This window comes from Kitasatospora sp. NPDC036993 (assembly GCF_055607525.1).
In genome coordinates this window covers 1-1,024 of sequence record NZ_JBVJRP010000046.1, presented here as the reverse complement: position 1 = coordinate 1,024, position 1,024 = coordinate 1, and the positions used below count along the sequence as shown (strand labels likewise).

1 rRNA gene is annotated in these 1,024 nt (G+C 56.1%); it reads right to left on the bottom strand.

From position 1 onward, the window contains the following. Positions 1-2 precede the first annotated feature (2 nt). Positions 3-1,024, bottom strand: a 23S ribosomal RNA gene (locus tag ACZ7C5_RS37800); the annotation flags it as partial.

Sequence of the window (1,024 nt, the reverse complement as noted above, 5' to 3'; positions counted from 1 at the left end):
CTGAGGACAAGCCCTCGGCCTATTAGTACCGGTCAACTCCACCCCTCACAGGGCTTCCATATCCGGCCTATCAACCCAGTCGTCTACTGGGAGCCTTACCCTCTCAAGGAGGTGGGAGTGCTCATCTCGAAGCAGGCTTCCCGCTTAGATGCTTTCAGCGGTTATCCCTCCCGAACGTAGCCAACCAGCCATGCCCTTGGCAGGACAACTGGCACACCAGAGGTTCGTCCGTCCCGGTCCTCTCGTACTAGGGACAGCCCTTCTCAACACTCCTACGCGCACAGCGGATAGGGACCGAACTGTCTCACGACGTTCTAAACCCAGCTCGCGTACCGCTTTAATGGGCGAACAGCCCAACCCTTGGGACCTACTCCAGCCCCAGGATGCGACGAGCCGACATCGAGGTGCCAAACCATCCCGTCGATATGGACTCTTGGGGAAGATCAGCCTGTTATCCCCGGGGTACCTTTTATCCGTTGAGCGACGGCGCTTCCACAAGCCACCGCCGGGTCACTAGTCCCTACTTTCGTACCTGCTCGACCCGTCAGTCTCACAGTCAAGCTCCCTTGTGCACTTACACTCAACACCTGATTGCCAACCAGGCTGAGGGAACCTTTGGGCGCCTCCGTTACCCTTTAGGAGGCAACCGCCCCAGTTAAACTACCCACCAGACACTGTCCCTGATCCGGATCACGGACCCAGGTTAGACATCCAGCACGACCAGAGTGGTATTTCAACGACGACTCCACCATGACTGGCGTCACGGCTTCAAAGTCTCCCACCTATCCTACACAAGCCGAACCGAACACCAATATCAAGCTATAGTAAAGGTCCCGGGGTCTTTCCGTCCTGCTGCGCGAAACGAGCATCTTTACTCGTAATGCAATTTCACCGGGCCTATGGTTGAGACAGTCGAGAAGTCGTTACGCCATTCGTGCAGGTCGGAACTTACCCGACAAGGAATTTCGCTACCTTAGGATGGTTATAGTTACCACCGCCGTTTACTGGCGCTTAAGTTCTCAGC